Consider the following 22,697-nt stretch of genomic DNA (forward strand, 5'->3'; position numbering starts at 1 on the left):
CGTTCACCCCACCCCCTTCCGTGGCCGCGCCCGCAACTGCCCGGGCCAGGACTGCCGGTGCCGGCACTTCGGCGGCCGCACCCGCAAAGCCGCGCTCCGCCGTCGTTTTCGGTGTGATTGCGCTGGTGCTGATCGGGCTCAACCTGCGTGCGGGCATCACCGGGGCATCTGCACTGTTGCACGACCTTCAGACGGTCCTGGGCTACGGGCCGCTGGTGGCGGCGGTCATTCCGTCCATCCCCACCCTGTGCTTTGCCGTGGCAGGCGCGGCCACCTCGTGGCTGACGGGCAAGCTGGGCGTGGAGAAGGCCATCCTGTTGTCCCTTTCCATGCTGGCCGGCGGCCTCCTGCTCCGCGGGATCCCAGCCACCGGGATGCTGGTGCTGGGCAGCGTGGTGGGTATGTCCGGGCTGGCGGTCTGCAATGTGGCGATGCCGTCCTTCATCCGGGAGCATTTCGCGCACCGGACTTCCCTGATGACGGCCGTGTACACGGTGACCATGACCACCGGCGCCACCGTGACCGCCGTCGCCGTGGTTCCGCTGGCACAGGCCCTCGGCTCGCCGTCCGCCGCCGTTGGTGCTATTGGAATCACTGCCGTAGCGGCGTTCCTTGGCTTCCTTCCCGTGGCCCTGCACGCGCACTGGAACAGCACCCGTTCAGCGGCCCGGCACGTCTCCCCCTGGCCGCTGCTGCGGACCCGGAAGGGCCTTCTCCTGACCGCCATTTTCACGCTCCAGGCCCTGCTGGCCTACGCCCTGCTGAGCTGGTTCCCCTACATGCTGACCACCATGGGCATGAACGCTTCGGACAGCGGGCTGATGTTCGGGCTGATGCAGCTGGTATCCGTTCCCGCGGGCATGCTGCTCATCGCCATCGGCTCGCGTCCCGGGATGCTTCGCCCGGCGTTTTACCTGGTCAGCATCACCATGGCCGCGGGACTGGCGCTGCTGCTGGTCCTTCCGGTGGGGCTGGCTGTCATCCCCGCCGTGCTGCTGGGGTTCGGCCTGGGCATCTTCCCGCTGGTGATGGTGATGATCAGCCGCAGCGGGGCGAGCACGGCCGAGACCACGGCGCTGTCCACGCTGGCCCAGTCCAGCGGATACCTGCTCGCCACGGCGGGTCCCTTCGGCATGGGCCTGCTGCACAGCGCCACCGGCGGCTGGATCCTGCCGCTCGCGCTGCTGCTGGCCCTCTCACTGGTCCAGATTGTGGTGGCGCACCTGATCACCGGCACGGCGATGTCCCGCGGTATGGCCGCGGCCGTCGCTGCCGCCGCCTCCTCCACCTCCGCTGAGAGGAAGTAGGAACCGATGGCGCTCAGCCCTTCCTACCGCCCGCCCCTTGCCGAGGAAATCACCGCCAAGCTGCGGGCCATGATCCAGTCCGGCGAGTGGCCCCTTCACCAGCGCATCCCCTCCGAGACCGGCCTGATGACTGGCCTGGGCGTTTCCCGGGGCACGCTCCGCGAGGCTATCAAGGCCCTGGCTCACAGCGGCATGCTGGAAGTCCGCCGGGGTGACGGCACTTATGTCCGGGCCACCAGCGAGATCTCCGGCGCCGCCCGGCGCATGTACCAGGACCATACCGAGGCGCACATCCTGGAGGTCCGGCTCGGCCTGGACACGCAGGCAGCCCGGCTGGCCGCGCGGAATGCCACGTCCGACGACGTCGCAGCCCTGCGTGCCCTCCTCAGTGACCGCACCCGCGCCTGGAACACCGAAGACTATGAGGGCTGGGCCCGCGCGGACTGGGGCTTCCACGAGCGCGTGGCCCAGGCCTCCGGGAACCCGCTCCTGCATGAGCTGTATGTCAGCTTCGGTGCAGTGGTCCATGAGGATTTGCTCCAGCAGTTGCGCCGGCCGGGATTCGACGGCCTCCAGCACGAGGGGCATGACCTCCTGCTCGCGGCCATTGAGCAGCGGGACGAGGACACGGCCGTGGCCACGGTGAACCGTAACCTGAACTCCTGCGCGGAATGGCTGGCGGCCTAACCCGGGGTTTCGCCACTCCCTAATCGGTCAGTAGGCTTACTATCTGACAAAGGTTATCCCCGGTGTGCGCAGCCGCACGCCAGGGGGACCCGCCGACGATTGAGGAGTCCCCATGGCGCGATCACCACGCCTGACCGAAAAGTTGCCGGACACCGACACAACGCTGCCGCCGGACACCGCGGAGGAGGCGCCGCCCGCCGCTGCGAAGAAACGGGAAACGAAGCCGCCCGGTGCCCTGTGGGCTGACGGCCTGGGCCGCGTGGGCATCCGTTCAGCCCAGGTGCTGCTGATCCTGGCGGTTGCCGTGGTGTCCGTCTACGCGCTGATGCAGATCAAGCTCCTGGTAATCCCGGTCCTGATCGCCCTGATCCTGGCCGCGGCGATCGGGCCTTTCGTCAACATACTCCGCCGCCGCGGGCTTCCCGGCGGGGTGGCTACCGGGATCGCCTTCGTCGCACTGCTGGCGCTGCTCGCGGGAGTCGCCACCGTGATCTACTTTTCGGTCCGCAACCAGTGGGGCGAGCTGGCGCAGCAGGCGTCGTCGGGACTGGACGAGCTGGAGCAGTTCCTGCTGACCGGCCCGGTTCCCATCGAGCGGGAACAGCTGGACCAGGCGCGCGAGGGAATCGTGCAGTTCGCCACCAGCAGCCAAGTCCGATCCGGAGCCATTACCGGGCTGTCAGTGGTCACCGAATTCATCGCCGGAGCCAGCCTGATGGTGGTCATCCTGTTCTTCTTCCTCAAGGACGGCGCGAAAATCTGGAACTTCCTCATCCGGCCATTCAGTGGCCGCCGGGAAGCGAAGCTGCGCCGCGTGGGCAGCCGCACCCTCGAGGTGCTGGGCGGGTATGTCCGCGGCACCGCCATCGTGGCACTGGTGGATACCGTGGCCATCGGGGCGGCACTGCTGATCCTTCAGGTCCCGCTGGCCTTCCCGCTGGCCATCATCGTGTTCATTGGCGCGTTCGTCCCGCTGGTGGGCGCAACGGTGGCCGGAATCCTGGCGGCGCTGGTTGCCCTCGTGGCCAACGGGCCGGTGGTTGCGCTGATCGTGGTGGCCGTGGTGATTGCAGTCAACCAGCTTGAGGGCGACCTCCTGCAGCCGATCGTGATGGGCAAGTCCCTGCAGCTCCACGCCCTGGTAATCCTCATGGCGCTGACGGCCGGGACCATCCTGGCCGGAATCGTCGGGGCCGTGCTCTCGGTGCCGCTGACCGCCGTTGCCTGGGCGATCATCCAGGTGTGGACGGCGGAGGATCCGAACCTGGCGGACATGAATCCGGACCTGCCCCCGGCGGGCACCAAACCCGTCTAGCTCCGCAGACCCCCTGGGGACGTACGACGACGGTCCGGCACCTGGGTGCCGGACCGTCGACGTACGCTTTGCCTTGCCGCCGCCGCGGAAGCTTGAGCTATCCGCGCAGGCCGGCGAAAACGTTCTTGGGACGCTGCATTTCGCCGTGCTTGGCGCCGAGGATGACCACCAGGCCGGCGAACGCCGGGATGACCCACTGCAGCACCTTGAGCTGCTGCTGCGCCGCCTTGAGTTCGTCCGATGCTCCCGGCCGCGGCTCGGTGGCACCTTCGGCGCCCTGGTCCGCAAGCTTCTCCACCTTCTTGCCAAGGATGCCGGAGTACAGCGTGACGCCGGCACCCGCCAAGGTCACGGCAGTCTTAATGACGGTGTCGCGCGCAACGCCGTCCTGATTGGCGATGCGCTCCTTGTTCTCCCAGGCGATGGCGAGGTCCGCCACCAGGTGCGAGGCGAACGCCGCCGTCTGGAACGGTGCCCACTTCATCCAGCCCGCACTCGAGAGCCGGGTCCGTTCCGACGGGTCTTTGGCCGCCGCCGCTGCACCGTTCAGGCCGATGGCCCCCATCAGGGATCCACCGAACCATGCTGCTGCCGTCAGGTCGTGAACTGACCGGGCAATGAGATTTCCTGCCATGATGTGCATTCCTAACGTTGAACTGGTTACAAAAGGCCCCACCTGGGACGTCACTTGCCATGTCCCATCGAGGTTATGGTAAGCACACTTACTAATATTACGAAAGCCCGTCTTGCGATGGCAGACCGCGTAATATCAACGGCATGGGAACTACTGGGAGTTTGTTCGGCTGGGCATTTGGTGACCCTGCCCGCGAAGGTGAAGGAAAGTACGTGGAAGGGCTCCGGCGCGAGGCGTTCGGCAATGCCCGGGCCACTGCCGAAGCCAAGGGCGTGGCCGTGGTGCCCGGCTCGGAAGTCTTTACGGTGCTCAGCGGGCACGATTCCCTGGTGGAGCTGGACAACGCCCCCGGACAACTTGTTGTCCGTTGCACAGTCCACGTCGAGGGACCCGGCGCGGAGAAGATCCGCGCCGAAGGGCCCATGAACGGCTGATTGATGTCGGACAGCGAATCCACCCTGAGCCAGGCTGCGGACGCCGTCGAGGAAGCCTCGAACCACCCGGCGCTCGACGTCCTGGCCCGGGCCGGGTTCGCCGTGATGGCCCTGCTGCACGTCATTATCGGGGCCATCGCCATTGCTGTTGCCTTCGGCCAGCCCGGCGAAGCAGAACCCACGGGCGCCATTGAGCAGCTCGCCGCGAACGCCTGGGGACCGGTGGTGATGTGGGTCTGCGTCGCTTCGTGCCTTGGCCTGGCCCTGTGGCAGGCCAGCGAAGCCACCTTGCGGGCCCGCCGCCTGCCCCGCAAGGAGCGGGTTTCCAAGCTGATCTCCTCAGGCTTCCTGGCCATCGCCTACGGCAGCGTCGGCTTCAGCTTCGTCGGATTCGCCGTCGGCCTGCGGGGCGACTCCAGCGAGAGCACGCAGGATTTCAGCGCCTCGCTGATGGCCGCCCCCTGGGGGCCCTGGGCGTTGGTGGCGCTGGGCCTGACCATCATCGGCATCGGCATCTACTTCGTGTTCAAGGGCGTACGGCGCGGCTTCAAGGAAGAGCTTTTCCACTTTGACGGGACCCGGCGCGGCCGGCTGATCGATACCCTCGGCGTCACCGGCCATATCTCAAAAGGGGCCGCTTTGGGCCTCACCGGGTTGCTCTTCGTCATTGCCGCCGCAAAGCACAGCCCCGAAGAGTCAACCGGACTGGACGGCAGCCTGAAAGCCCTCCGCGACCACCCGTTCGGCCCCTACCTGCTGGTGGCCATCGGGGCGGGGTTCATTGCGTACGGCATTTTCGCACTGATCCGGTCACGGTTCGGGCGGATGTAGCTCCCTCCGTAAGTGGGTAGGAAGGAAACATGACGCACTTGCTGCAGGACCAGCGCTCCTCCCCCGGCGCCGCTCCCGGGGACGTTGCCCCCGGTTTCACTAAGACGGCGGGCCGTGGCTTGGCTGCCATGTTCCGGGTTCTCAAAGTGGCGCGGCCGGATCGGCCCATCCATCCGAAGGGGATCAGCCTGGCGGGCCAACTGATCCGGGCCGGGAACCCTGGAGAAGCGAGCGGGATTGACTGGCTGGACGCTGCGGGCACTGACAGCGTTGTGGCACGCTTCTCGCGTTCAGTGGGCTTGCCGGAGGGGCTTCCGGACGTGCTGGGCCTCGCACTGCGGGTCGCGCGGTCCGAGGGAAACATCTTGGAGGAGGCGCCCGACGGCGGCCCTTCGGACGGTGGGTCCGGCGGCAGTGCGGTGGCTGCAGGCAGTCCGCCCAGGTCCGGCGGCGTAGCCGACGTGCTGTTTGCCTCAACAGGCTGGCAACTCCCAGGCAGGTTCCTGCTCCAGCCCAAGCGCGACGTCGCCCCGGCCACCTTCAGCACCCTCATGCCCTACCGTGGCGGGAACGGGCCGGTGCTGCTGGGGCTCCGGACCCTCAACCTGCCAGCGGGCTCGGTCGCCTCCGGCAACTGGGTGCTCGGGCTCTACTGGGCAAAACCGTTGGGGCCCTGGCGGCAGTGCGGCGAACTCCGGCTCCGCGCAGCCCCGGAACCGGCCGACACTCCCCTGCGCTTCAATCCGCTCGAAAACAAGCCAGACGGCGCGGAAGCCTATGCGTGGACACGCCGCCTGCGGGAGGACTCCTACCGGGCCGCGCAGCAACCTGCGCCGCCCGCCTCCCCGAGTGCCGGCGTCGTGCATCCCGCCGGAGAGCATCCACTGACTTCGGACAAACAGCCCAGCCCGGCCACCACAGGAAGGAACACCATGTCCACCGTGTCACAGCTGTTCACCACACCCGCCGCCGACGTCTGGCGGGTCATTGCCGACGGCTGGCTCTACTCCGGCTGGGTGGTGGGCGCCTCCCGGATCCGCGCAGTGGACGACACGTGGCCGCAGGCTGGTTCACGTCTCCACCACTCCGTCGGCGCCTGGCCTTTGGTAATTAATGACAGCACCCGGGTCATCGCCGCCGAACCCGGGAAGTCGCTGGAACTGGTGGCGCGCGGCTGGCCGCTGGGCGAGGCCAAAGTAGTCATCACCTTGCAGGACCAAGGCGACCAGTGCCTGGTGACCATGGCGGAGGACGCCATCCGAGGCCCCGGCAAGAAGGTCCCGAAAGTCCTGCGCGATCCCTTGATTACCGTCCGGAACCGCGAAACTCTCCAGCGGCTGGAGCTGATGGCCGCAGGCGGAGCCGGACGTTAAAGCAGCAACGCGTGGAGCCGCGTCCGCAGGTTCCCTGGCCGAGATGGCGAGGTTAGGGACGGACGCGGAGTGACTTCCAGCCCAATAAACGGTAGATATTGGGCCGGAGGTGACCTCGCGTTGCAGTTGGATCAAACCTGGGCGGCTACACCGTCACGGGAGATGTTGACCATGTCCTCGCGCGGCACCACCTTGATGCGCTCACGTTTGACCTCAACACCGTTCGAGCCGCCGGCTTCGGTGGCTGCGGCACCGAGGGCCAGCTCGTGGGCGTCCAGCGCCAGCCAGCCTTCCCAGCTGGTGAACTTCACGCCGCGGCCGTCCAGGAGTTCCACAACGGCGTCTTCCGCAGGAACTGCGGCGACAGGCAGGTTTTCGCGGTCTTCCAGCAGGTAGGTGACGGTTTCGAGGGCGTCGCCCTTGGTGTGGCCGATCAGGCCGACGGGTCCGCGCTTGATCCAGCCCGTGGCGTAGATGCCCGGCACGTGGGTGCCCGAAGCGTCCAGGACGCGGCCGCCATCGTTCGGGACCACACCCTTCTTGTGGTCGAACTCGATCTCCGGCAGCGCGGAACCGAAGTAGCCGATGGCGCGGTACACGGCCTGGACGGGGTAGTCCACGAACTCGCCGGTGCCGCGGGCGTTGCCCGTGCCGTCCAGCTCGGTGCGCTCGAACTTGATGCCGGCCACCTTGCCCGGCGTCGCGGCGTCGTCATAGATCTCCACCGGGCTGTGCAGGAAGTGCAGATGCAGGCGGCGGGAGGCCTTGAGCTCGGAGACGTCCTCGGGCTGCTCGGCGATCCAGTTGGTGAGCGTGCCCACCATGGTCTTGGTCTGGTTGTTCGTCTGGATCTGGCGGTCCGATTCCTCGTCGAACTCGAAGTCCTCCGGATACAGGATGATGTCCACGTCCTTGGAGTGGGACAGCTCGCGCAGCTCCAGCGGGGTGAACTTGACCTGGGCGGGGCCGCGGCGGCCAAAGACGTGCACGTCGGTGACGGGCGAGGACTTCAGGCCGGCGTAGACGTTGTCCGGGATTTCGGAGACCAGGAGGTCGTCGGCGTGCTTGGACAGGACGCGGGCCACGTCCAGGGCCACGTTGCCGTTGCCGATCACGGCGATTTCCTTGGCCTCCAGCGGCCATTCGCGCGGCACGTCAGGGTGGCCGTCGTACCAGGAGACGAAGTCCGCGCCGCCGTAGGAGCCGTCCAGCTCGATGCCGGGGATGTTCAGGTCCGCGTCCTTGATGGCGCCGGTGGCGAAGATGACGGCGTCGTAGTGGGTGCGCAGGTCCTCGATGGTGAGGTCCGTGCCGTAGTCCACGTTGCCGAAGAAGCGGATGTCGCCGCGGTCCAGGACCTTGTGCAGGGCGTTGACGATGCCCTTGATGCGGGGGTGGTCCGGGGCCACGCCGTAGCGGATCAGGCCGTAGGGTGCCGGGTAGCGGTCAAAGAGGTCGATGCTCACGGTCAGCTCGCCGCTCTTAACGGCTTCGCTCTTGGTGAGGATGTCCGCGGCGTAGACGCCGGCCGGGCCGGAGCCCACGACGGCGACGCGCAGCGGACGGTCGGCAGAACCTACGGTGGTGCTTGGTGACACGGCTGTGTTCCTTTTCTTCGTTCCGTCCCAACTGTGCAGCGCTAAGCGTCGTTATGAGGGGTCAAAACGACACTTGGCGCTGCCTGGTTGGGTGGGGGCTAGGTGGTGAGGACGGTCTTGCGGGGGCTGTTGGGAGTGGTGGTGCCGTAATCAGCAGTTTTGAAGTGCGGCGGTGCGAACGGGCTCACGCGCACCACGTCGCCGATGACGATGACTGCCGGGTTGGCCACACCGGCGGCTTCCGCCTGGTCCGCGATGGACCCGAGGGTGCCGATGGTGACGCGCTGGTTCGGCAGGTAACCGTTCTCCACGATACCAACCGGAGTGTCGGCGGGAAGGCCGGCTTTGCCCAGGGCGGACGCCGACTCACGCAGCTGGCCCACACCCATCAGCAGCACCACGGTGTGGTCCGGGCGGGCCGGAACCTCGGACAGTTCCTCGTGGCCGGTGACCACACTGAAGCCTTTGGCCAGGCCGCGGTGCGTTACCGGAATGCCGGCTGCGGCCGGGACAGAAATTGCGGACGTGACGCCGGAAACCACTTCCACCTCAACGCCGTGCTGCCGGCAGTATTCGGCTTCCTCGCCGCCGCGGCCCAGGACGTAGGGGTCCCCGCCCTTGAGCCGGACCACGCGGTGGCCCTTGAGGGCTTCCTCGACGAGGATCCGGTTGATGTCTGCCTGCGGCACCGGGTGGTGGCCGGGGGTCTTGCCCACTTCGATGACGCGGACGTCGGGGGCGAGTTCGTTGAGGAGTCCGCGCGGGCCCAGGCGGTCCGCCACCACGACGTCGGCCTGGCCGAGGAGCCGGCGGCCGCGGACGGTGATGAGGCCGGTGTCGCCGGGGCCGCCGCCTACCAGGGCGACAGATCCCCGGTGGGCCCGCTGGCGGCGGAGCGGGAGGTCACCGCTTTCGAGCGCGGTGGCAACGGCGTTCCGCAGGGCCATGGCGCGGCGCGGGTCTCCCCCGGCGTTCACGGCGATCTTGATGTCATCCACTTCGGCGACAGCAGGGGTCCAGGCGGCGGAGGCCTCGTGGTCTGAAGCATTGACGCACCACACCCGCTGAGCCTCGGCGTCGGCGGAAACCTGGGCGTCCACGGCGGGATCGCCGGTGGCGGTCTGGACAAACCAGACGCGGTCGACGTCGGACGGACGGTAGGTGCGCGGCTCCCAGGTGAGGAGCCCGGCGTCGGCCATTTCCTGGAGCGCGGCGGAGGCAACCGGAGCCACGACGGTGACCCGGGCACCGGCGTCGAGCAGCCCCTTGGCGCGGCGCGCGGCGACGGGGCCGCCGCCCACCACCAGCACGGGGCGGCCGAGCAGCCGCAGTGCCGTGGGGTAAATATCCTGAATTGCCATGAATCAACGGTAGGGCCGCGTCACAATCGCCTACAAAGGCCGAGCAACAACAGGTCACGAAAGGTAACGCTGCGTCACATTGCTGCCAGACGTGCCAAGCGGTAAGCGGACGGACCTCAGGGTGTGGAGATCCGCCCCTTATCCGGAGCCTTCCTTTGGCCCTACTTCACGGCGATGATTTCGATTGGCCTGATGTCGGGATCCTTGGCGAGCATGGCCGGGCCGTGTTCAGCCAGTGCAGCCGGAATGGCACCGTTGAGGTGAGCCTGCCTGTCCGCCTCGGTATCAAAGGTGTCGAAAATGCCGAAGGTGTTTTCGCTGACCCGGAAGGCATACCAGGTCCGGGTGCCTGGTTCGTTGTCCACGATCTCCCTGCCTCCGTTGAGGAAATCCCAGACTTCCTGTTCCTTCCCCGGCTTCGCCTCGACCATAGCCAGCAGTCCCAGTTTCGGTGCCATGGCTGTCTCCTCAAATTGATGGAACCGGGCGATACCGGCCTAAGCGCGAGTCTAGGCAGGGGGTCCGGGCCTGGCAAGGGTCCGCCGGTTCCACCGATCCGCTGCGGCACACAAAGCTGACGGTCATGGCGCCGGCCTGCCAGGCCTCGCCCAGCCGGGCGCGGCCTGGCCGGGCCTCGGCAAATCCCAACAGCAGAGCCCAACGGCGGGACTCGCCGTCGGGCTCTGCTGTCAGGTTCTGCGCGGGTGACTGGAGCGGCAGCCTTAGCGGGTGCTCCCGGAAAGGAGGCCGCGGCTGCGGAGGAGCCGCTTCTCGATCGGCGCGAACACCAGCAGCTCGATCAGGATCCCAACGGCGAGGATCAGCAGGATTGCCGCCATCACCACTGTCATGTCGGACAGCTGCCGGCCCTGATCCAGCAGCGAGCCCAGGCCGAAGCCGATGGTGCCGCCCACCGCGATGATTTCCGCCGCCATGAGTGACCGCCAGGAGAACGCCCAGCCCTGCTTCAGCCCGCTCAGGTAGCCAGGCAGCGCAGCGGGAAGGATGATTTGCAGCGCCATCTGCAGCCGCGACGCACCCAGGACGGTGCCCACCCGGCGGTACTGCGGGGGGATTTGGTCCACACCGGAGATGAGCCCGTTGATGATGGACGGAATGGCGCCCATAAAGATCACGAAGTACACGGTGGCGTCGGTCAGGCCGAACCAGATGATGGCCGCCGGAACCCAGGCCACGGACGGGAGCACCTGCAGGCCGGAAATCAGCGGCCCGAAAGCCCGTCGCAGCGGAGCCACCTGGGCCAGCAGCAGGCCCACCGGAGTGGCGATGGCCACGCTGATCACAAACCCCACGAGCCCGCGCTGCATGGATGTCCAGACGGATTCCTGGAGCTTGCCCTCGTTCCAGAGCACACCCATCTGCGTCACCACGTCCAGCGGACCGGGCACCAGGTCGCGGCGCTTCACCCCGAGTGAGACGTAGAACTGCCAGATCAGCACGAGGACCACCAGGGCGGCGATGGGCAGGAGCACCCGGCTCCAGTCGATCCGGTGCTTGCGGTCGGCGTCGGACTGCAGGGAGTCCAGGCCGGATTCAAGTTCCCGCAGGTCTTCCTTGCCGGTGGAAGCCCGCGTCAGGGCGGCGTGGATGTGCCGGGTTTCGGCGGGGTCGGTGATTGAGCCCGCCGAAACCCTGGTTTCGACAGGCTCAACCGCCGGATCAGATACGGAGTTACTTGGCATGGCGGCGAATCTCCTCACGCAGCCGGGCGGTGATGACCCCGGTCAGCTGGCCGGCGAGCCCGGCGTCGGTTCGGTGTTCCTCGGTGACGGCCCATTCCTGGACAACGCGGCCCGGGCGGGAGGACAGCAGCAGCACGCGCTGGCCCAGCCGGACGGCCTCGCGGACGTTGTGGGTCACGAAGACGATGGTGCGCCCGGTTTCCTTCCAGATACGCTCCAGTTCGTCGTGCAGCAGATCGCGGGTGATGGCGTCCAGTGCGGCGAACGGCTCGTCCATCAGCAGCAGCTGCCGGTCCTGGGCCAGCGACCGGGCCAGGGACACGCGCTGGCGCATGCCGCCGGACAGTTCGTGCGGTCGTTTGTCCCCGGCGGTGCCAAGATGCACCAGCTCGAGGAGCTCCTGCGCCTTCGCCTTGCGCTCGGCCTTGCCCATGCCGCGCAGCTTCAGCGCCAGTTCGATGTTCTCCCGTGCCGTGAGCCAGGGGAACAGGGCCGCGTCCTGGAACATAAACGCGGCACCGTCGCTGGGCACTTCGAGGGCGCCCGACGTCGGCGCTTCAAGTCCGGCGATGATGTTCAGCAGGGTGGATTTGCCGCAGCCGGAGGCACCGAGGAGGGCGACGAACTCGCCCTGGCCGATGTTGGCGTTGACGTCGTCCAGCACCGGGGCGCCGTCGCCGAAGCGCTTGCCCAGGTTTTCCAGTACGACTGGCATAGTGCCGTCCTTACGTAGGTAGGTGAGGGATCAGTTGTGGCCGAGGCCGGCAGCGGAGACCGGTTCCGTACCGCTGCCGGCGTCGTCGATGACGTCGTTCAGCGGGCGGAGGTCGAAGAGTCCGTTGATATCGGCCTGTTTGGTGGTGCCGGCCTCGACTCCGTCCTGCAGCAGCCGGGGGTAGCTGCCGGCGAGCGGGTCCAGGGTGAAGGTGATGTTGCTGAGGGCACGCGTGAGGACGTCGTCCGGAAGGGCTGCACCGGCTGATTCCTGCAGGGCGGCGTTGATGACGGCGGCCTTCTGGTCAGCGGGTTTTTCGTTTAGCCAGGCCACGGACTTCGCGTGGCCGGCCAGGAGCGCCTTCACCGTGTCGGGGTGGTCGGCCGCGAACTTCTGGTTCACGATCAGGACGGTCGTGGGGAACTCGCCGGGCTTGCCGGTACCGGCACCGTCCCACAGATCCTTTTCGTCCACCAGCACCTTGGCGCCGGCTTGGAGCACCAGGCGTGAGGCCCAGGGCTCAGGCAACCAGGCGCCGTCGAGCTTTCCGTCCTGGAAGAGCTTCAGGGTCTGGGCGTTTTCGGTGGGATTGATGGCGACGTCGCCGCTGCCGTCAACATTGGTTTTGTACCCCTGGGCCGTGAGCCAGGCGCGCAGGGCGACATCCTGCGTACCGCCCAACTGCGGGGACGCAAGGGTTTTGCCCTTGAGGTCCGCGGCCGAGGTAATGCCGGGCTTGACTACCAGCTGGGCGCCACGGGCAGCAGCCCCGGCGATGATCCTGACGGACTCGCCGCCGCTCTTGACGTACGAGTTGATGGCCGGGTTGGGGCCGATGTAGGCGGCGTCGATGGCCCCGGCATTAAGGGCCTCGATGGCAGCGGGACCGGCGTTGAAGGTTTCGGTGCTGAGAGCGGTGCTGCCCAGGGCCTCGGCGAGGAAGCCCTCCTTGATACCCACCAGGGCGGGGGCATGCGTTACGTTGCCAAAGTAGCCCAGCTTCAGTTCCGCAGCGGGGGTGGGTTCAACGGCCTGCGCCCCGGTATTGCGGGAAAGACCGGACGCCACCACGGCGCCTACGGCAATCAGCAGGACCAGCCCGATGGCCAGGGCTGCCTCGATGGCACGCTTGCGCTGGGGAACAGCGCTTTCGCCTGCCACGATGCGGGTCATCCCGGGCTTGGAACTAGTCATTGTTTCACCATAGGGAGTGGCCCTGGGCCGTTCAATGAAGCGGAAACGGGGGGTCACGAAGGTTCATTTGGCGTCACATTCCTAGACAACCTGCGCACCACTGGGGCCCGTTTTCACTGCTGCCGGAAGATTCGAGTACTGACTACTCGTGCGTTCCCGGTGCCCCGCCGCGTAGCGTCCATAAAAGTCCTGCTGGGGAGGCTCATAAGTGAATTGACTTATAGGGGCCGGTCATGGGTGTTCAGCTTTGCAGGCATTTCCGTCATGTTGTGGTGTCCGGCGCCGGGGCTGCTTGCGGGTGGCGGCGGTGACCCCGAACAGCGGTTACGCACCCCTCCTTGACCCTTCGGTGCTGGAGCGGCTGCGGGAAGAACTCGACGACGATGAGGGCGTCTGGAAGGTGTTCGTGCAGAACTTCATCACGTACCTGCCGGAACGGAATGAGAAACTGAGGCAGGCCCTGACCACCGGGGACGTCACGGGCTCCATGGATGCCGTCCTCAGCCTCAAGACGTCCTGCCAAATGGTGGGGGCCGAGCGGCTCGCCGGCCTGGCCTTCGACCTGGAGCAGGCCCTGCGCCATGACATCCTCAACACCGATCCCGCTGTGGCGCTTCCACACCTTGCCGCGGCACACCTCCGCAGGATCAAGCAATGCAGCCGGCAGACCACCTATCTCCTCCAGGCCGCCCTGCAGAAGAGACCCGATTTCGGCTGAGCGCCTCCTGAGCGCCTTCAGTTGCCTTTGACGTTAATTAATTGCCGCAGCTTGTGGCGGACCTTCACGAGGTCGGCGGCGTCCTGCATCACCTGGTCGATAGGTTTGTAGGCGGCCGGAATTTCGTCGATGAATGCCTCCGACGCCCGGAATTCGATCCCGCGCATGGCCTGCTTCAGCTCCTCCAGGGTGAAGGTTTTGCGGGCAGCGTTGCGTGAGTACTCCCGGCCGGCCCCGTGCGGGGAGGAGTTCAGCGATGCCGGGTTGCCCAGGCCTTCCACCACGTACGACGCCGTCCCCATGGATCCGGGGATCAGTCCCGGGTCGCCGGGGCCGGCCTGGATGGCGCCCTTCCGGGACACCCACACGGACCTGCCGTAATGCGTTTCCTGCTGGGTGAAGTTGTGATGGCAGTTGATCCGTTCGCGTTCGTGCACCCGGCCGCCCACCCAGCGGCCGAACTGTGCGCTGACGCGGTCCATCATTTCCTCACGGTTCAGGAGCGCGAACTGCTGGGCCCACCGCAGCTCCTTGATATACGCATCGAACTGGGGTGTGCCTTCGTCAAGGTAGGCGAGGTCAGGGTGGGGCAGGCGGACCTGGTTCTTCCGCGACACGTGCTGGGCGACGCCGATGTGGTGCTGGGCGATCTTGTTGCCGATGCCGCGTGACCCTGAGTGCAGGAACAGCCAGACGGCGTCGGCTTCGTCGGCGCAGACCTCGATGAAGTGGTTGCCCGAGCCAAGCGAGCCCAGCTGCAGCTCCCATTTCGCCACGTACTGGGCCGGATTGAACCCGGCTTTCGCGGCCAGCGCCTTCAGTTCGGCGATCCGCGGTCCGGCGGTGGGCAGCACGGTTCGGTTGTTGTGGCCGGCGGAGAGTGGGACGGCGCGCTCGATGTCCTCGCGCAGCCGCCGCCGGTCCTCGGGGAGGTCCTTGACTGAGTATTGGGTCCGGACGGCGATCATGCCGCAGCCGATGTCCACGCCCACCGCCGCGGGGACGATCGCGTGCAGCGTGGGAATCACCGAGCCCACGGTGGCGCCTTTGCCCAGATGGGCGTCGGGCATGAGGGCCAGGTGCGGGTAGATAAACGGCAAACCGGCGGTCATCACAGCCTGCTCCCGGGTCTGGGGGTCCAGGATCGACGCCCAGTTGAGCAGCTTGCTGTTGATGGTTTCCATGCGCCGCCTCCGCTGCCGGATGAGGACTACCGTGGATCCAAGGCTAACCCCTGCGGCGAGGGCGGGCGGTAACGCAGCCGTTAACAGCGAAATCGCCGGAACGGTGCGGGGACGCCGTGACTTTACGGCGGTTTCGCAGCGTTCCGGCGATTCCGGCGACAACTAGATGCTGTAGCGCTCGTCCTCGTGGTCGCCCGGGTGGTCCTTGACCAGGCCGGCGGCCAGCGTGTTGCCGTCCAGCGGATCGATCACCAGGAACGCGCCGGTGCGGCGGTGGTGCAGGTAGTTCTCCAGCGGCAGCGGCGCGGCGAGCCGGAGCTGCGCGTGGCCGATATCGTTCAGTTCCAGGGTGGACGCGGCCTCCAGCTTGAAGGTGGCCAGGTCCAGCTTGCCGTTGACGTTGCGGACCAGCGCCTGCACCGTGCGGGTGCCGTGCTTGACCAGGACCTTGGCGCCTTCACGCAGCGGCTTCGGGGACAGCCAGCACAGCGATGCGTACAGGTCGGCCGAGGCTTCCCGGACGGTGCCGGCGGCGGCGATCGTGTCACCGCGGGCGACGTCGAATTCCTCAGCCAGGCGGATGGCTACGGACTGCGGGGCGGCCGCTTCCTCCAGCGAGGCTCCGGCGAAGTCGATGCCGGTGACCGTCGTGGTGCGGGGAGCCTGGCCGGGGGTCAGGACAGCGACTTTGTCCCCCACCTTGACCGAGCCCTCGGTGATCTGGCCGGCATAGGCGCGGTAGTCGCGGTAGGCCTCCACGTCCAGGCCGGCGGCCACGGCGTCGGGGGCCAGGGCGCCCTGCGGCCGGATGACCAGCTGGACCGGGAAACGGAAGCTCTCCAGGTGGCTTTCGAGTTCGTCGGCGGCCGGGAGGGTCTCGAGGACCTCCAGCAGCGCGGGACCGGTGTACCAGGGGGTGCGCTCCGAGCGCTCCACCACGTTGTCGCCGTCCAGCGCGGACACCGGGACCACCAGGAGGTCGGTGATTCCGTCCGAACCCAGGCCCAGCTCGCGGCCCACCTGCTGCACGTCGGCTTCAATCCCGCGGAACACGGACTCGCTGAAGTCCACCAGGTCGATCTTGTTGACGGCCACGATCACGTGCGCCACCCGCAGCAGCTGCAGCACGGACAGGTGCCGGCGGGTCTGCTCGAGCACACCCTTGCGGGCGTCAATGAGTACGACGACGGCATCCGCCGTGGACGCGCCCGTCACCGTGTTCTTGGTGTACTGAACGTGCCCGGGGCAGTCGGCCAGGATGAAGCTGCGGCGGTCCGTGGCGAAGTAGCGGTAGGCCACGTCGATGGTGATGCCCTGCTCGCGCTCGGCACGCAGGCCATCGGTCAGCAGGGCCAGGTCGATGCCGCCCTTTTCCCCGCCGAACCCGCGGTCCGCGGAGGTGCGGGCAACGGCGTCGAGCGTGTCAGCCAGGATGGCCTTGGAATCGTGAAGGAGGCGGCCCACCAAAGTGGACTTCCCGTCGTCCACCGATCCTGCGGTGGCGAACCGGAAGAGCGTAGTGGGCAGGGCTGTTTCCAGGTCCGCCGGGAGAACTGCTTCGGTGGTCATTTAGAAATACCCGTCCTTCTTGCGGTCTTCCATGGCGGCCTCGGAGATGCGGTCATCTGCACGGGTGGCGCCACGTTCGGTCAGGGTGGAGGCGGCAACTTCAACGACGACGTCGGACACGGTGTACGCGTCGGACTCCACCGCGCCGGTGCAGGACATGTCCCCCACCGTGCGGTAGCGGACGGTCTTGGTGATGACTTCCTCGTGCGGCAGCGGCAGGGACACCTCGCCCACCGCGCGCCACATGCCGTCGCGGGCAAAGACCTCGCGCTCGTGGGCGTAGTACAGGCCGGGCAGCTCGATGTTCTCGCGCTCGATGTAGCGCCAGATGTCCAGCTCGGTCCAGTTGCTGATGGGGAACGCGCGGACGTGCTGGCCCACGGTGTGGCGGCCGTTGTACAGGTTCCACAGCTCGGGGCGCTGGTTGCGCGGGTCCCACTGGCCGAACTCGTCACGCAGGCTCAGGATGCGCTCCTTGGCGCGGGCCTTGTCCTCGTCGCGGCGGCCGCCGCCGAACACGGCGTCGAACTTGTTGGACTGGATGGCGTCCAGCAGCGGAACGGTCTGCAGCGGGTTGCGGGTGCCGTCGGCACGCTCGGCGAGCTCACCGCGGTCGATGAACTCCTGCACGGAGCCCACCACCAGCTTCAGGCCCAGCCGCTCAACGGTGCGGTCGCGGAACTCGATGACCTCGGGGAAGTTGTGGCCCGTGTCCACGTGCAGCACGGGGAACGGAACCTTGCCGGGCCAGAACGCCTTGGTAGCCAGGTGCAGCATCACCACGGAGTCCTTGCCGCCGGAGAACAGCAGCGCGGGCTTCTCGAACTCGGCAACAACCTCGCGGATGATGTGGATGGCCTCGGACTCGAGGGTGTCCAGGCTGCTCAGTCGGGTTGAGACGGCGGAGTCGGTCACCTGGGTAGTCTCCTCGGTTAGGAAAGTGCTCATACGTGTAGTCCGCATTCTGTCTTGTCGGTGCCTGCCCAGCGGCCTGCACGGGGATCGTCTCCGGGCGCTACCTTGCGGGTGCAGGGCTGGCAGCCAATGGACGGGTAGCCCTGGGAAAGCAGCGGGTTGACGGGCAGGAGGTTGTCATCGGAGTACTGGACCAACTGGTCGAACGTCCACGCAGCCACCGGGTTGACCTTGACCAGGCCGTTGGCCTCGTCCCAGGTCACCAGCGGCGTGTTGGTGCGGGTGGGTGCCTCGTCGCGGCGGACGCCGGTGAACCAGAGTTCGTAGCCGGACAGGGTGCGGCGCAGCGGAGCCACTTTGCGCAGGGCGCAGCACTGGGCCGCATCGCGGGCGAAGAGGTCCTTGCCCAGGAGCCGGTCCTGCTGTTCCACAGTATTTTCGGGCAGCAGGTCCACCACGTTGACGCGGAGGTTCGCGGCCACCTCGTCGCGCGTGGCGTAGGTTTCCGGGAAGTGGTAGCCGGTCTCCAGGAAGAGGACGTCGACGCCGGGCATCTGGTCGGCGACCAAGGCCGGCAGGACGGCGTCGGCCATGGAGCAGGCGACGGCCACCGAAGGAAGATCGAAGTTGCGCTCCACCCAGGCGATCACATCGCGGGCCGGGGCGTCCCAGCCGAGCTCGGCAGCGCCGGCCTCGGCGAGGGCCTTCAGTTCTTCCTTGGAACGGAGCTTGGGGGTTTCCGCGGCCTTGGTTTCGACGAGCTCAACTACCGTCGCCGCTGCCTCGGCCGGCGCAACTACCGGGTCAACTCCGAGTGCGTGCTTACTCACTGCAGGGCCTCCTCGTCTGCTGCGTGGGCCCATTCCGCAAAGGTCTGGCCTTCGGCGCGCTGGGCCACGAAGGTGCGGACTACACGCTCCACGTAGTCGGGCAGGTCGTCAACGTACACCTTGAGGCCGCGGACGGTGCGTCCCAGGCCTGCTTCCTCGCGGTCCTTGGAAGCCAGCCCTCCGCCCAGGTGGACCTGGAAACCCGGGGAGGGGTCGCCGTCGGGCGTTGGCAGCATCATGCCCTTAAGTCCGATGTCCGCGGTCTGGATGCGGGCGCAGGAGTTGGGGCAGCCGTTGATGTGCAGGGACAGCGCGTGCGGCAGTTCGCCGGACTCGGCGAGGTCGGCGAGGCGGCGTTCCAGCTCGGCCACGGCGGTGGCGGCCGTGTGCTTCGTCTCCACGATGGCCAGCTTGCAGTACTCGATGCCGGTGCAGGCGATGGTGCCGCGGCGGAACACGGACGGGCGGGCGGACAGGCCCAGCGCGTCCAGCTCTGCCACGAGCGGCTCCACCTGGTCCTTCTCGACGTCCAGGACCACCAGCTTCTGGTGCGGGGTGGTGCGCAGGCGGTAGGAGCCGCGGGCCTCGAGGGTGTCAGCGAGCTTGACCAGCGCGGCGCCGGACAGGCGGCCGGCCAGCGGGGTGGCACCGATGAAGAACTTGCCGTCCTTCTGCTCGTGCACGCCGATGTGGTCCCCGGGGGTGGTGGGCTTGGGCGCGGCCGGGCCGTCGGCCAGCTTGTACCCCAGGTATTCGTCCTCGAGGATCTGGCGGAACTTCTCCGGACCCCAGTCGGCCATCAGGAACTTCAGGCGCGCCTTGGTGCGCATGCGCCGGTAGCCGTAGTCGCGGAAGATGCTGGTGACGCCGAGCCACACGTCGGCGGCCTGCTCGGGCTTCACGAAGGCACCCAGGCGCTTACCGAGCATCGGGTTGGTGGACAGCGCGCCGCCGGCCCAGAGGTCGTAGCCGATGCCGAGTTCGGGGTGCTTGACACCGACGAGGGCGAAGTCGTTGATCTCGTGGACCACGTCCTGGCTGGGGTGGCCGGTGATCGCGGTCTTGTACTTGCGGGGCAGGTTGGACAGCAGCGGGTTGCCGATGAACCGCTCCCCCAGCTCCGCGATGAGCGGCGTGGGGTCGATGATCTCGTCCTTGGCGATGCCGGCCACGGGTGAGCCCAGGATGACGCGGGGAACGTCGCCGCAGGCTTCGGTGGTGGACAGGCCAACACCTTCCAGGCGGGTCCAGATCTCGGGGATGTCCTCCACCCGGATCCAGTGCAGCTGGATGTTCTGGCGGTCGGTGAGGTCCGCCGAGTCGCGGGCGAAGTCCACGGAGATCTGGCCGATGACGCGCAGTTGCTCGGTGGTGAGCGCGCCGCCGTCGATCCGCACGCGCAGCATGAAGTATTTGTCCTCGAGCTCGTGCGGCTCAAGGGTTGCGGTCTTGCCGCCGTCGATCCCGGGCTTGCGCTGGGTGTACAGGCCCCACCAGCGGAACCGGCCGTGCAGGTCCTGGCCGGGGATGGCGTCGAAGCCTTCTTTGGAGTAGATGGTCTCGATACGCTCGCGCACGTTAAGGCCGTCGTCTTCCTGTTTCCAGGTTTCGTTGGCGTTCAGGGGCGTTTTGCCGTCCACTTTCCACTGCCCGTGCGGTTTCGCGGCGGGTCGGGACGGGCGGGCCGGGCGCTTCGGGGCGGCGCTGTCCGCGGACGCTCCGGCTAGAGCTGTATCAGTCATGCATCGACTGTAGGTCCCTGCCGAATAGCGTCACAAAGGCCCGGAAACGTTGAGTCACCTAGGGAAATATTTCGTCACGAAACGCCGTATGGCCTTGAAGTAGCCACCCTCCTGTGCATCGTTGGGTTGCGCTGCGGGAGCCTTGGGTGCTCCGGCTGGGCCTTGAGCTGGTGCTTGGCCGGGCGCTTCAGCGGGTGCCTGGGCGGGCTCCGCGGCGGCGGCTTCGCTGGCCTTCGCGACAGCGGCGTCATACCGTTCGAGGGCGATCTCAGCCAGCGCTGGTGACGGCAGCAGTGGTTCGGTCACGACGTCGGCCCCTGCCTTGGCGAGCTGGTCATGAAAGTAGCCCGGCGCCAGGAGGTACGAGGCAACCACCACGCGGCCGCCGACGTCGACAGCCCCCGCGGACTCCCCTGCCCCGGCACCTCCTTCCAGTTCCTCGCGAAGCATCGCGACGGCGTCGGGCACTGACGGCTTGGCGGAGGCACCATAGGCGGCCACCATCCGGTTGGACCGCAGCTCCTGAAGCTGGCCCAGCAGCTCCTCGACGCTCACGGCAGCCTTGGGGTTGGACGAACCGGCAGCGGCGAGGACGATCACGTCGTTGTCCGTGACACCGGCTTCGCGCAGCCGTTGGTCCAGCAGGGCGGCCAGGCGTGGATCCGGACCCAGCGGGGCGGCGGCAGCACTGCCGGGCCGGCTCTTCACGGCCCGCGCGATGTCCACCTTCACGTGGTATCCCACGCTGAGCAGCAGCGGCACAACAACGGCGGACTCCCCTGCCGGCAGCCCCGCCACCACGTCCACCAGGTCCGGCTGCTGGACGTCCACGTAGGCTTCGCGGACGTCGAGGCCCGGGCGGAGCGCGGCGATGGCGCCGCGCAGGGCGTTGACCTCCGCAGCGCCCTGTGTGTTGGACGTCCCATGGGCGCAGGCGATCATGATGGGGCTGTTCATAGGGGCTAGCGTAACGTTGGAGCCGCCCTGTCCGCCCTCTTTGAATTACTGGGACGCTCAATGACCTTCGCCTTTGACAACGTGCCGGTGTGGCTGGATCTGCTGGGCGTCTTCTTCTTCGCTGTCTCGGGTTCGCTGCTCGCGGCGCGCAAGCAGATCGACATTGTTGGATCTCTGCTGCTGGCTTCACTGGTGGGCCTGGGCGGCGGCGTGATCCGCGACATCATCCTTGCCGTTGTTCCGGCAGCCTTCACCAATCCCGCGTACCTCGTGCCGCCGCTGCTGGCCACGGTCCTGGTGTACTTCCTGTTCTCCAGCGTCCAGCGCTATACCTCGCTGCTGACCCTGTTCGACGCCGGCGGCCTGGCTTTGTTCTGCATGACCGGCACGTTGAAGGCGCTGGCCACCGGCCTGAATCCGGTGGCGTCGGTGCTCCTGGGCGTAACGACGGCGGTGGGCGGGGGCTTGCTGCGCGATGTCACCGCCAACGAGGTTCCGGAGCTGTTCAATCCCAAAGACATCTACGCCCTGCCGGCCTTCCTGGGAGCCGCAATGACAGCCATCCTGTGGGTGTTTGGCGTGTTCAACGTGCTGACGGCGGCAGTCATCGCCGCCATGGTGTTCACGTTCCGGGTCCTGGCCTGGCGGCGGTCCTGGCAGGCTCCACTCGCCGTTCGCGGGTGGCACCGGGCAGGGACGGACAGCGGCGAATCGAGGGGCCGGGATTAGCTAGGATATGAGCATGACTGACATGTTCCTCGAGAAATTCCGTGCGCTTGTTCCGAAGTATCTCGAGGATGAATGGCAGGAAGAGGACGGCCTGTCCGCCGAAGAGCTGGACAAGGCCCTGGCGGACCACCAATTCGAGATTCCGCTGGTCCTTCGCGAGTTCTACCTGGCCATTGGTGGCTGCGAGGACCTGATGGAGGCGTACCACTACTTCTGGGACCCGGACGAGCTCGAAGTTGATGACGAGGGCTTCCTGATGTTCCTCGAGGATGAGGAAGAGGAGTACACCTGGGGCTTCCGGGTGGGCGACCTCGGCGTCCCGGACCCCATTGTGTACCGGCGCAACAACGCCCGCGGGCAGTGGAAGTCCGAGGAAGGCACGTTCTCGGAGTTCGTGTTCGACATGTTCGAATGGGCCTTCGAGGACGACGAAGACTAGGTTCCCGCTGGCCGCTTGCTTCTGGCTTTCTCCTTCTTGACCTGTCGCGGCTCCAGCTGGGTGCCGCCGTCGATCTCCACAATCAGGAAACCCTCCAGGAGGAAGTCCACGATCCCGATTCCAGGAAATTCCACCTGCGTCTCGGTGTGGATACCCCCGCTGCGGAACAGGTATGGCGGTGCTTCCCGGCGGGTCGTGGCAACCCGCGGGCCTTTCACCGGTGGACCGGGTAAGAGGTGGGGAGATTCAGCAGTAAAAACTTTTGACACTGCCAGTAACAAGGGACTTGCGCCTTGTGACAAAACTGTCATAGACTGTTCATGGATCCGCTAAACGCCTCCGGCGGGTCTGATGCGAACGGAGAGATAGCCTCGGTTCACAGCAACATATGACTCGTATTGTTGCTGCGGACCGGGGCTGTCCCGTTTAAGCGCGGAGAACAAAAGCAGAAGCCCGGCACCA

The 22,697-nt window shown here is 67.0% G+C and carries 23 protein-coding genes; 9 read left to right on the forward strand and 14 right to left on the reverse strand.

What is annotated here, in order from left to right; genetic code table 11:
* Positions 1-20 precede the first annotated feature (20 nt).
* The 3 genes from BACI348_RS15460 to BACI348_RS15470 all read left to right on the forward strand — a co-directional run bounded on the left by BACI348_RS15460 (position 21) and on the right by BACI348_RS15470 (position 3,309).
* The gene (locus BACI348_RS15460) at positions 21-1,307 is read left to right on the forward strand and encodes an MFS transporter (protein WP_159830185.1); all 1,287 of its coding nucleotides are present in this window, start codon (positions 21-23) and stop codon (positions 1,305-1,307) included.
* Between the two features lie 6 nt (positions 1,308-1,313).
* The gene (locus tag BACI348_RS15465) at positions 1,314-1,994 is read left to right on the forward strand and encodes a FadR/GntR family transcriptional regulator (protein WP_159827297.1); all 681 of its coding nucleotides are present in this window, start codon (positions 1,314-1,316) and stop codon (positions 1,992-1,994) included.
* Between the two features lie 112 nt (positions 1,995-2,106).
* Positions 2,107-3,309: an AI-2E family transporter gene (locus tag BACI348_RS15470; protein ID WP_159827300.1), complete on the forward strand. Its 1,203-nt coding sequence runs from the start codon at positions 2,107-2,109 to the stop codon at positions 3,307-3,309.
* Positions 3,310-3,406: 97 nt separating this feature from the next.
* On the opposite strand, the gene BACI348_RS15475 is transcribed toward BACI348_RS15470, so the two are convergent.
* Positions 3,407-3,943 carry a hypothetical protein gene (locus BACI348_RS15475; protein ID WP_159827303.1) on the reverse strand — a complete coding sequence of 179 codons (537 nt, stop codon included), beginning with the start codon at positions 3,941-3,943 and terminating at the stop codon, positions 3,407-3,409.
* Between the two features lie 143 nt (positions 3,944-4,086).
* Between BACI348_RS15475 and BACI348_RS15480 the strand changes: the two genes are divergently transcribed.
* From BACI348_RS15480 to BACI348_RS20735, 3 genes are read left to right on the forward strand one after another with little or no spacing between them, the layout of a single operon-like run.
* On the forward strand, positions 4,087-4,377 hold the full coding sequence (locus tag BACI348_RS15480; protein WP_159827306.1) for a hypothetical protein: 291 nt from the start codon (positions 4,087-4,089) through the stop codon (positions 4,375-4,377).
* A gap of 3 nt (positions 4,378-4,380) precedes the next feature.
* Entirely contained in the window at positions 4,381-5,208 is an 828-nt protein-coding gene (locus BACI348_RS15485; RefSeq protein WP_159827309.1) for a DUF1206 domain-containing protein, read from the forward strand.
* 29 nt (positions 5,209-5,237) lie between these two features.
* Positions 5,238-6,581, forward strand: coding sequence for an SRPBCC family protein (locus tag BACI348_RS20735; protein ID WP_236557576.1), 1,344 nt, complete (start codon positions 5,238-5,240; stop codon positions 6,579-6,581).
* 131 nt (positions 6,582-6,712) lie between these two features.
* On the opposite strand, the gene BACI348_RS15495 is transcribed toward BACI348_RS20735, so the two are convergent.
* From BACI348_RS15495 to BACI348_RS15520, 6 genes are all read right to left on the reverse strand, one after another.
* On the reverse strand, positions 6,713-8,179 hold the full coding sequence (locus tag BACI348_RS15495) for an FAD-dependent oxidoreductase (protein WP_159827312.1): 1,467 nt from the start codon (positions 8,177-8,179) through the stop codon (positions 6,713-6,715).
* Between the two features lie 98 nt (positions 8,180-8,277).
* Positions 8,278-9,540, reverse strand: coding sequence for a uroporphyrinogen-III C-methyltransferase (cobA, locus tag BACI348_RS15500; RefSeq protein ID WP_159827315.1), 1,263 nt, complete (start codon positions 9,538-9,540; stop codon positions 8,278-8,280).
* A gap of 161 nt (positions 9,541-9,701) precedes the next feature.
* Positions 9,702-9,998, reverse strand: coding sequence for a putative quinol monooxygenase (locus BACI348_RS15505; RefSeq protein WP_159827318.1), 297 nt, complete (start codon positions 9,996-9,998; stop codon positions 9,702-9,704).
* Positions 9,999-10,262: 264 nt separating this feature from the next.
* Entirely contained in the window at positions 10,263-11,243 is a 981-nt protein-coding gene (locus BACI348_RS15510; protein WP_159827321.1) for an ABC transporter permease, read from the reverse strand.
* Positions 11,233-11,958 (reverse strand): ABC transporter ATP-binding protein, encoded by a 726-nt coding sequence (locus BACI348_RS15515; protein ID WP_050054183.1) that lies wholly within the window; start codon positions 11,956-11,958, stop codon positions 11,233-11,235. Before BACI348_RS15515 ends, BACI348_RS15510 begins: the two co-directional genes overlap by 11 nt.
* Positions 11,959-11,988: 30 nt before the next feature.
* On the reverse strand, positions 11,989-13,131 hold the full coding sequence (locus BACI348_RS15520; RefSeq protein ID WP_159830189.1) for an ABC transporter substrate-binding protein: 1,143 nt from the start codon (positions 13,129-13,131) through the stop codon (positions 11,989-11,991).
* 328 nt (positions 13,132-13,459) lie between these two features.
* Here BACI348_RS15520 and BACI348_RS15525 point away from each other — a divergent pair, with 328 nt between their 5' ends.
* Positions 13,460-13,870, forward strand: a complete 411-nt coding sequence (locus BACI348_RS15525) for an Hpt domain-containing protein (protein WP_159827324.1) — start codon at positions 13,460-13,462, stop codon at positions 13,868-13,870.
* Positions 13,871-13,887: 17 nt separating this feature from the next.
* On the opposite strand, the gene BACI348_RS15530 is transcribed toward BACI348_RS15525, so the two are convergent.
* The 6 genes from BACI348_RS15530 to BACI348_RS15555 all read right to left on the reverse strand — a co-directional run bounded on the left by BACI348_RS15530 (position 13,888) and on the right by BACI348_RS15555 (position 21,067).
* On the reverse strand, positions 13,888-15,054 hold the full coding sequence (locus BACI348_RS15530) for an RtcB family protein (protein ID WP_159827327.1): 1,167 nt from the start codon (positions 15,052-15,054) through the stop codon (positions 13,888-13,890).
* Between the two features lie 162 nt (positions 15,055-15,216).
* Positions 15,217-16,623, reverse strand: a complete 1,407-nt coding sequence (locus BACI348_RS15535; protein ID WP_159827330.1) for a sulfate adenylyltransferase subunit 1 — start codon at positions 16,621-16,623, stop codon at positions 15,217-15,219.
* Entirely contained in the window at positions 16,624-17,571 is a 948-nt protein-coding gene (gene cysD, locus BACI348_RS15540) for a sulfate adenylyltransferase subunit CysD (RefSeq protein WP_159827333.1), read from the reverse strand.
* Complete coding sequence (locus tag BACI348_RS15545) at positions 17,568-18,368, reverse strand: phosphoadenylyl-sulfate reductase (protein WP_201298436.1); 801 nt, start codon at positions 18,366-18,368, stop codon at positions 17,568-17,570. The genes cysD and BACI348_RS15545 overlap by 4 nt, the downstream gene beginning before the upstream one ends.
* Entirely contained in the window at positions 18,365-20,110 is a 1,746-nt protein-coding gene (locus tag BACI348_RS15550; protein WP_159827336.1) for a nitrite/sulfite reductase, read from the reverse strand. The genes BACI348_RS15545 and BACI348_RS15550 overlap by 4 nt, the downstream gene beginning before the upstream one ends.
* A gap of 54 nt (positions 20,111-20,164) precedes the next feature.
* Complete coding sequence (locus BACI348_RS15555) at positions 20,165-21,067, reverse strand: sirohydrochlorin chelatase (RefSeq protein ID WP_159827339.1); 903 nt, start codon at positions 21,065-21,067, stop codon at positions 20,165-20,167.
* Between the two features lie 60 nt (positions 21,068-21,127).
* Here BACI348_RS15555 and BACI348_RS15560 point away from each other — a divergent pair, with 60 nt between their 5' ends.
* Entirely contained in the window at positions 21,128-21,796 is a 669-nt protein-coding gene (locus BACI348_RS15560) for a trimeric intracellular cation channel family protein (RefSeq protein ID WP_159827342.1), read from the forward strand.
* A 13-nt stretch (positions 21,797-21,809) separates the two neighbouring features.
* Entirely contained in the window at positions 21,810-22,235 is a 426-nt protein-coding gene (locus tag BACI348_RS15565; protein ID WP_159827345.1) for a hypothetical protein, read from the forward strand.
* On the opposite strand, the gene BACI348_RS15570 is transcribed toward BACI348_RS15565, so the two are convergent.
* Entirely contained in the window at positions 22,232-22,369 is a 138-nt protein-coding gene (locus BACI348_RS15570; protein WP_159827348.1) for a PDDEXK family nuclease, read from the reverse strand. The genes BACI348_RS15565 and BACI348_RS15570 overlap by 4 nt on opposite strands.
* Positions 22,370-22,697 lie beyond the last annotated feature (328 nt).

It is taken from the genome of Arthrobacter sp. 9AX, assembly GCF_902506095.1.
Lineage (GTDB): Bacteria > Actinomycetota > Actinomycetes > Actinomycetales > Micrococcaceae > Arthrobacter.

Excerpts from the sequence above, each read along its gene's own strand:
- cobA (WP_159827315.1), bottom strand. The coding sequence starts at position 9,540 with ATGGCAATTCAGGATATTTACCCCACGGCACTGCGGCTGCTCGGCCGC.
- BACI348_RS15475 (WP_159827303.1), bottom strand. The coding sequence starts at position 3,943 with ATGGCAGGAAATCTCATTGCCCGGTCAGTTCACGACCTGACGGCAGCA.
- BACI348_RS15555 (WP_159827339.1), bottom strand. The coding sequence starts at position 21,067 with ATGAACAGCCCCATCATGATCGCCTGCGCCCATGGGACGTCCAACACA.
- BACI348_RS15465 (WP_159827297.1), top strand. The coding sequence starts at position 1,314 with ATGGCGCTCAGCCCTTCCTACCGCCCGCCCCTTGCCGAGGAAATCACC.
- BACI348_RS15505 (WP_159827318.1), bottom strand. The coding sequence starts at position 9,998 with ATGGCACCGAAACTGGGACTGCTGGCTATGGTCGAGGCGAAGCCGGGG.
- BACI348_RS15530 (WP_159827327.1), bottom strand. The coding sequence starts at position 15,054 with ATGGAAACCATCAACAGCAAGCTGCTCAACTGGGCGTCGATCCTGGAC.
- BACI348_RS15485 (WP_159827309.1), top strand. The coding sequence starts at position 4,381 with ATGTCGGACAGCGAATCCACCCTGAGCCAGGCTGCGGACGCCGTCGAG.
- BACI348_RS15510 (WP_159827321.1), bottom strand. The coding sequence starts at position 11,243 with ATGCCAAGTAACTCCGTATCTGATCCGGCGGTTGAGCCTGTCGAAACC.
- BACI348_RS15565 (WP_159827345.1), top strand. The coding sequence starts at position 21,810 with ATGACTGACATGTTCCTCGAGAAATTCCGTGCGCTTGTTCCGAAGTAT.
- BACI348_RS20735 (WP_236557576.1), top strand. The coding sequence starts at position 5,238 with ATGACGCACTTGCTGCAGGACCAGCGCTCCTCCCCCGGCGCCGCTCCC.
- BACI348_RS15515 (WP_050054183.1), bottom strand. The coding sequence starts at position 11,958 with ATGCCAGTCGTACTGGAAAACCTGGGCAAGCGCTTCGGCGACGGCGCC.
- BACI348_RS15470 (WP_159827300.1), top strand. The coding sequence starts at position 2,107 with ATGGCGCGATCACCACGCCTGACCGAAAAGTTGCCGGACACCGACACA.
- BACI348_RS15535 (WP_159827330.1), bottom strand. The coding sequence starts at position 16,623 with ATGACCACCGAAGCAGTTCTCCCGGCGGACCTGGAAACAGCCCTGCCC.
- BACI348_RS15520 (WP_159830189.1), bottom strand. The coding sequence starts at position 13,131 with ATGACCCGCATCGTGGCAGGCGAAAGCGCTGTTCCCCAGCGCAAGCGT.
- BACI348_RS15480 (WP_159827306.1), top strand. The coding sequence starts at position 4,087 with ATGGGAACTACTGGGAGTTTGTTCGGCTGGGCATTTGGTGACCCTGCC.
- BACI348_RS15560 (WP_159827342.1), top strand. The coding sequence starts at position 21,128 with ATGACCTTCGCCTTTGACAACGTGCCGGTGTGGCTGGATCTGCTGGGC.
- BACI348_RS15550 (WP_159827336.1), bottom strand. The coding sequence starts at position 20,110 with ATGACTGATACAGCTCTAGCCGGAGCGTCCGCGGACAGCGCCGCCCCG.
- cysD (WP_159827333.1), bottom strand. The coding sequence starts at position 17,571 with ATGAGCACTTTCCTAACCGAGGAGACTACCCAGGTGACCGACTCCGCC.